The 6,607-nt window shown below is 66.7% G+C and carries 6 protein-coding genes and 1 pseudogene; 6 read left to right on the forward strand and 1 reads right to left on the reverse strand.

Features of this window, described 5'->3' with window-relative positions:
* Positions 1-187 precede the first annotated feature (187 nt).
* Positions 188-3,418: a DEAD/DEAH box helicase gene (locus tag LXN57_RS31060; RefSeq protein ID WP_251801726.1), complete on the reverse strand. Its 3,231-nt coding sequence runs from the start codon at positions 3,416-3,418 to the stop codon at positions 188-190.
* Between the two features lie 346 nt (positions 3,419-3,764).
* On the opposite strand from LXN57_RS31060, the gene LXN57_RS48020 reads away from it, so the two are divergent.
* From LXN57_RS48020 to LXN57_RS31080, 6 genes and pseudogenes are all read left to right on the forward strand, one after another.
* Complete coding sequence (locus tag LXN57_RS48020; protein WP_285904693.1) at positions 3,765-3,899, forward strand: hypothetical protein; 135 nt, start codon at positions 3,765-3,767, stop codon at positions 3,897-3,899.
* Positions 3,853-3,999: pseudogene (locus LXN57_RS48385) on the forward strand (YbaB/EbfC family DNA-binding protein); the annotation flags it as partial. The gene LXN57_RS48020 and the pseudogene LXN57_RS48385, both read left to right, overlap by 47 nt.
* Positions 4,000-4,002: 3 nt before the next feature.
* Entirely contained in the window at positions 4,003-4,161 is a 159-nt protein-coding gene (locus LXN57_RS31065) for a hypothetical protein (RefSeq protein WP_251801727.1), read from the forward strand.
* A complete protein-coding gene (locus tag LXN57_RS31070) occupies positions 4,158-4,466 on the forward strand; it encodes a type VII secretion target (RefSeq protein WP_251801728.1) in 309 nt (102 codons plus the stop codon). The genes LXN57_RS31065 and LXN57_RS31070 overlap by 4 nt, the downstream gene beginning before the upstream one ends.
* A gap of 312 nt (positions 4,467-4,778) precedes the next feature.
* Positions 4,779-5,132 carry a hypothetical protein gene (locus LXN57_RS31075; protein WP_251801729.1) on the forward strand — a complete coding sequence of 118 codons (354 nt, stop codon included), beginning with the start codon at positions 4,779-4,781 and terminating at the stop codon, positions 5,130-5,132.
* A 2-nt stretch (positions 5,133-5,134) separates the two neighbouring features.
* Positions 5,135-5,788 (forward strand): nucleotidyl transferase AbiEii/AbiGii toxin family protein, encoded by a 654-nt coding sequence (locus tag LXN57_RS31080; RefSeq protein ID WP_251801730.1) that lies wholly within the window; start codon positions 5,135-5,137, stop codon positions 5,786-5,788.
* Positions 5,789-6,607 lie beyond the last annotated feature (819 nt).

Raw genomic sequence — 6,607 nt, forward strand, 5'->3', positions numbered from 1 at the left:
CGGCGGTAGAGCGGGCGCGGTGGCGCCCGGCACCAGCGGCGTCAACACCGGTAGCAGGGTCTCCTCGTTGACCAACAGGATCAGTTGCTGAGGCCGCCACGGCAAGCAGGGTCGCGTACCACTCGCGGAGCAGGATGCCTGACGGATGGTGATCGCGAAGGCTGGGCCCAGTTCCCCACCTCGGCTCCTAACCGAGGAGCTCGCGAATGTCTGCCGCGGTAAGTCCGGCAGAGGAGAATTCCCCGCCGTCCATCACACCGGCGAACAGTTCGGCCTTGCGGGCCTGCAAGGCCATCACCTTCTCCTCGATGGTGTCCCGCGCTACCAGGCGATAGACCATCACGTTGCGGGTCTGCCCAATGCGGTGAGTCCGGTCCACCGCCTGCGCTTCCGTCGCGGGGTTCCACCACGGGTCGAGCAGGATGCAGTAGTCCGCCTCGGTCAGATTCAAGCCGAACCCGCCGGCCTTGAGGCTGATCAGGAAGACCGGCGCGGCGCCCGTCTTGAACTCCTGCACCACGCGCTTGCGGTCGCGGGTGGAGCCGTCCAGGTACGCGCAGGTGATGCCGGCCTGTTCCAACCGATCGCGAGCGCTGCCGAGGAAGCGAGTGAACTGGCTGAACACCAGAGTGCGGTGGCCCTCCGCGACGATGTCGGTGAGTTGCTCCACGAGCAGATCAAGCTTGGTCGAAGAAACGGTGCGGTGTCGTTCGTCAACCAGCGCCACGTCCAAGCTGGCCTGCCGCAACAAGGTCAGCGAGCGGAAGATCTCAAAGCGATTCTTCTCCAGGTCACCCAGCAAGCCGAGCACCTTCTGCCGCTCCCGCTGCAGGTAGCGCTGGTAAACCTTGCGATGACCGGGCGACAGGTCGACCTCGACCACCTGTTCCTGCTTGGCCGGCAGGTCGGCGGCCACCTCGCTCTTACGCCTGCGCAGCACCAGCGGGCGGATCCGGCGCCGTAACTGGGCCAGCCGGTCCTGGTCGCGGTCACGCTCGATCGGATGGCGGTAATACTCGGTGAACCGATCGAGCCGAGGGAACAGACCAGGGGCAGCGACCGAACACAGTGCCCACAGTTCGGCCAGATTGTTCTCCATCGGCGTGCCGGTAATGGCGATCTTGAAAGGCGCCGGCAGACGGCGAGCGCACTTGTATGCCTGCGACTGCGGGTTCTTCACGAACTGCGCTTCGTCGAGCACCAGGCCGGCCCAGTCCGATGCCGCGTAATCGTCGTACTCCAGGCGGAACAGCGTGTAGGACGTGACCACAACGTCGGCCTGCTCGATCGCCTCAGCGAGATCGACCCCTCGCCGGGCCGCAGTCGAGGTGATCGCCCGAACCTCGAGATCGGGAGTGAACCGGGCCGCCTCAGCCGCCCAGTTGTGAACGACGCTGGCCGGCGCCACGACCAGGAAGCGGCCGTGTTTGCGGGCATGACACAGCAGAGCAAGCGCCTGCAGTGTCTTACCGAGACCCATGTCGTCGGCGAGGATGCCGCCGAGCCCGTTGTCGTGCAACGCGGCCAGCCACCGGAAGCCCTCCTCCTGGTACGGGCGCAGCTCGGCGTGTACCTCGGTGGGCACCGGCTGGTCGAGGGCCACGCCCGAGTCAGTGAGCGCGGCCACCGTACGCTGCCAATCTGCGGCCTGACCGGCCAACTCGCCCAATTCGGCCAGCTCGTCCCAGACCCCGGCCTGGAACCGGCCGACCCGCAGCACTCCCGGCGGACTGTCGGTGAGCGCTCGCGATTCCGTGATCAGATCGCGCAGCTGCTGGAACGCCGGCCGATCCAAGCCGAAATAGGCGCCACTGGGCAGAATCAAGAACTCCTGGTCCCGGGCGAGGGCCACGAACAGCGCCTCGAAGTCGACCTGCTCGCCGCCCACCTCGACGCGAACTGACAGGTCGAACCAATCCTGCTCGCCGGCCTCGGCGGCGCCGGTGAACGTGATGATCGGCGCCGCCTCGGTTTCCTGCAGGTTCCAACCGTCGTCGGGCTCGATCACGGACACCCCGAGTTCGGCCAGCGCGGGGATCACCGTACTCAAGAAGCGGATCATCTCGTCACCGCCGAGCACTGACTCTGAGGCGAGCCGTGGACCCAGTGGGCCGGGTTCGAGCAGGCTGGGAACGACGAGATCGCCCACCCGCTGAAGCAGATCGGCGCCCTCGTCGGACAACGTCGGCGACCAGAGCGGCTCGCCATGCCGCACGCCTGCTACCTCGACCACCCACTCCCAGCGCAATCGCAGATGCTGCCGGCGTTCGGCACTCAATGCCGCGGTCAGGGTCGGAGCACCCACCTCGGGCAGAGTCACGGCGGGTCCGGCCGGCACGACCTCCACCTGCCGGACCAGGCCCGGAAAGAACTCGGCGAAGAACCGCTCCTCGTGGTCGCCCGGAATCCGGATACTCGGCGCCTTCAGAACCTTACGAGCCGAACTCGGAAGCGGACGGGCCAGCGGAGCCAGCCTCATGGCCCGACCAGCCGGATCCGCTTCACCGCGCACACCCCACGAGACGATGCCGTGCGCCGGCTCGCCGATGAACATCGCGCTCTCCAGGTCGACCGGCATGCCGTCGTCCTGCACCACGCTTTGCAAGTACAGGTCGCCGTCGACCCGGTCCACTCGCATCGACACTCGCGCCGGGCGGCGTGCCACGACCACCGGCCCGGCATTCTTGCCGTACTCCACCATCGGCAGGCCGGACTCCTGCGCCTCCGCCAACAAGTCCCAAATACGTCGACTGCCGAACTCGTCGATGAAGATGTTCGCGTTGCTGCCGCCGTAGTAGTGCGCATGGGAGCCGGACAACTTGACGATCTCGGTCAGCAGTTGGCGGTGGTGCTTCAGGTCCGGCGAACCGCCCCCGGCATAACCGAGCGAGTGCCAGCCGATCCCGGTACGCACCCAGCCCCTGCGGCCCGGCAGCACCGGGCGCATCGAGATCCGCTGCTGGGTCTTCCTGGTCCGCGAGACGTAGGCGTTCACCAGCTCAAATTGCAGCCCCAAACCGGGATCCGCAGGCTGCGGAACCGGCTGCGTCCCGGCGATGTCACGCACCCAGGCGGACACCTGGGACTCCCATTGGCTCGCCTTCGGTCGGCGCTGGGCCGGCGCTGCGGGCTTCTTCACCACGGCCTCCTGATGAGCGGCGATCAGCAATGCCACGACATGCACGCATCCCGCATCGGGACAGCTGCACGCACCTCTCAGCGTGGGCGTCACGCCCGGGACGACCTCGCCGGCCACTTCGCCGCCGTCGCGAACCTTGCCGACCGCCCGACCGGATCCATCAACGGCCGGGTCGACGATCTCCCCGTCGTTCAGCACTGCTCGGGCTTGAAGAAAGGTGCGGACCCCGACCAACTCGCAAAGCACCGCTTCTTCTGAAGAAAGGACCAGCTTCGCCATCGTCGCCCTTCGCGAGAGTCAGCAACCCACTCTAAACGCGCAGCAAGAGGCGCCGTACGCGACGTACTCAACGAGGAACCTCCCGGCCGCCGCCAGCGCGCTCATTGCGCCGAAGGCCCGGCTGCATACCTTCTCGCACACTCACAACGAATTCGTCAGCTCCTACGAACACCTAAGTTGGCTGGAGACTGCCGTACCGGCGGGCCGGACGAGGCACTCCCCGGCAAGTGCTGCTCGAGGTGCCCGGCGACGCCGAGCATGCTGCTGACCGAATGACCTCACGCGAGTCACGCAGCGTCATTGAAGAAACGCGGATGGTTTGCGTGGGCTCGCTAGCATGCGAGGAATGTTCGGCGACGACACGCTCAACAGCGCGCTGGAGCGGATTGGCGATTGGGAGCGGTCCATAGCCGACCGCGCCGAGCAAGCGCGCCTTGGCGCTGCGGGCATCGGCTCTGTCAGCGACCGCGCGAAGCCGTGACGGACTGGTTGAGGTCACCGTCTGCGCGGAGGGCCAGCTCGTTCGGCTGCGTCTCGACGAACGGACTCGGCAACAATCCTCGGCGGCGACCGCATCCGCCATCATGGAGACCCTGCAAGCGGCCAAGGACCACCTGCTCAGAAAGTTCGAGGAAGCCACGGTCGAGACAGTCGGCCTGGACAGCGAGACCGGTCGAGCCCTGGCCGAGGCACTGCGCCGACGACTCAGGCCGCCCACCGAACCAACCGGCGAGCACCAGTGAGTGGACCGGCGTTCCAGGTTGACTCGACCGCCCTTGGCGCGCATGCCAGGACGGTCGACTCCATCGGTGACGGGCTCACCACGGCAGCCGACGCCGGACGCACGGTCCAGACCGACACCGGGGCCCACGGGCAGTTGTGCCAGTTCGTGCCGACCCTGCTCAACCAGCTTCAGCAGGCGATGGCGGACGGCATGATCACCGCGGCCACCTCGGCGCACGAGACCGCCGACGCACTGCGGTCGGTCGCCGCCGCGTACGACAGCGCAGACCACGCCTCGGCCGACAGGCTTCGGCATACCCGATGAGCTCACTCCGCTGTAGCGGCTCTTGATCCACCCCATGCGCCGGAGGTCGGACTTCCAGCGGCCACGCAACACTCTTCGCACTTTGCGAGGCGCGCCTGAAGGAGCCGCACGGCACTGCGGCGGCTGTCGCTGCGCGGCCGCCGTAGCGGCGACAAGCCACGCGCCTGGCGCCTCGTGCGCGTGGTGCCCGGCGACGCTGCCGCGGGAGGCGCACCTCGCGGTTCCGGAGGCACGAACCATCGCGTGACCCCTCGCGGACATCAAAGTCGAACAGAACTTCTGGCCGTATCATCGGCTCAGGAGGTAAAGCAGATGGCGACGATCGACCGCCCGCCGCGCGGTTCGCGGTATGTGGACCAGCGGCATTACGTCGTGCCGTCGCGTCTTGCCGATCTACACGGGCCGACCGGCGGTCACGTCACTCTCGATCGATCGTTGGATTGGTCCGGTGACAGCACCTACGACCTCGATGATCCCGGCGACCTCCAGGTGATGTACCAGACCGTCCTGAACCAGGCGGCCAGCGCCGAGGACCTCAATCGCTGGCTCGATGCCGATATCCTGCGCCGGGTATGGCCGTCTCTGTGGCTTCCTGCCCGATTGCGGGCACTGTGGCAGGCCCGCTTCTCGGACCTGGCCGCGCCGCCGCAGGCGCTCGCCGGCTGACCATGGATCCAAGCCATCTGCGGCTCGCGGAGATCGGGCTCCGAGTAGCCGGGCGTTACGGCTTCGCACTGGCCGGCGGGTACGCAGTCCAAGCGCACGGCATCCTTGACCGCCCAAGCGAAGACATTGACCTTTTCACTGCCTGGGAACGCCGTGGTGAATTTGCCGCAGCGGTTGACGCCGTCATCGACGGCTACCGCGCGGCCGGATACGCCGTCGACATCGTTCGACAATTCGAAACCTTCGCCCAGCTCGCCGTCACCGAGCCCGCCGCACCTGAGCGGCCTTACAAGGTCGAGTTGGCCGCGAACTGGCGCTCCCTGCCGCCGGTGGTGATGGACATCGGTCCGGTACTTCACATGGACGACGTCGTCGCCGGGAAGATGTCTGCCCTGTTCACTCGGGCCGAGCCGCGTGATTTCCTCGATGTCGACGCCGCCATCATGACCGGCTATTACACCCGTGAACGGGTGCTCGAGCTGGCCGAGGAAGCTGATGCCGGGTTCGACCGGCAGATCTTCGCCGACCTCCTCGCCATGCTGCACCGCTACCCGGATCGACGCTTCACGGCCTACGAGGCACCCTCTGATCACATCGCCGCCATGCGGAAACGATTCGAGGAGTGGCGGGACCAGCTCGCCACCGATCCGACGTAGCGAACGAGCCACGCGCCGGGACACCTCGTGCGCGAGATGCCCGGCAACGCTGCCGCTGGAGGCGCACCCCGCGGTACCGGTGCTCGAACAATCGCCTGAACCCTCGGAAAGGTCAATTCGGCCAGCGAAGACGCTTCACCTGTTCAGAGTGCTCGGGATGTGCTCCGCGAGCGGGGTGACACCCCGAGACCAGCACCTGGCACCCGCGGTCATCGCCGGGCACGCCGGCCGCAGGTGCGCGAAATTTGCTCCGCATGTCCTCCGATGGTCGGTGCGATGTGGGCCGCAGGCCCTCGTAGCTCAGGGGAAAGAGCATCGGTTTCCTAATGTGGACGGACCCCGATTCGCCACGCGAACTAGCTGCAGAAGCACCCATCACGAGCCCTGCTGCTATCGAGCATTCGCTCGATTTGTACTCCGCGGGTCGAGCGACCGACGCCCATCGGGGAGCCGACTTCAGACACGCCCGGATCGTAGATCCAGGGCGGGACTCGAACTTGGGGGCCCGAACCAAGAGAATGCGAAACCCGTGGTAACGATGATCGATGATCCCCTGCCGGTGGGCGCGGCCAAGTCAACACGCCGGAGAACCGGCGGCGACGGTGGTCGCTGAGCAATGCCGCATCGCCGGGCGGGTGGCCGGCTTCCCCTGCGCCGGCTCCTAATTCTCACGGCGACAAGCTCGCTCACACCACGCAAAATATGATAATAGAGATGGATCGAACCGCGGTGGACCTCCCTGGGATCGAACCGCGGTGGACCTCCCTGGGATCGAACCGCGGTGGACCTCCCTGGGATCGAACCGCGGTGGACCTCCCT

It is taken from the genome of Paractinoplanes hotanensis, from assembly GCF_023717965.1.
Lineage (GTDB): Bacteria > Actinomycetota > Actinomycetes > Mycobacteriales > Micromonosporaceae > Actinoplanes > Actinoplanes polyasparticus.

Coding starts and splice junctions, on each gene's coding strand:
- LXN57_RS31060 (WP_251801726.1), bottom strand. CDS start 3,418: ATGGCGAAGCTGGTCCTTTCTTCAGAAGAAGCGGTGCTTTGCGAGTTG.
- LXN57_RS48020 (WP_285904693.1), top strand. CDS start 3,765: ATGTTCGGCGACGACACGCTCAACAGCGCGCTGGAGCGGATTGGCGAT.
- LXN57_RS31065 (WP_251801727.1), top strand. CDS start 4,003: ATGGAGACCCTGCAAGCGGCCAAGGACCACCTGCTCAGAAAGTTCGAG.
- LXN57_RS31075 (WP_251801729.1), top strand. CDS start 4,779: ATGGCGACGATCGACCGCCCGCCGCGCGGTTCGCGGTATGTGGACCAG.
- LXN57_RS31080 (WP_251801730.1), top strand. CDS start 5,135: ATGGATCCAAGCCATCTGCGGCTCGCGGAGATCGGGCTCCGAGTAGCC.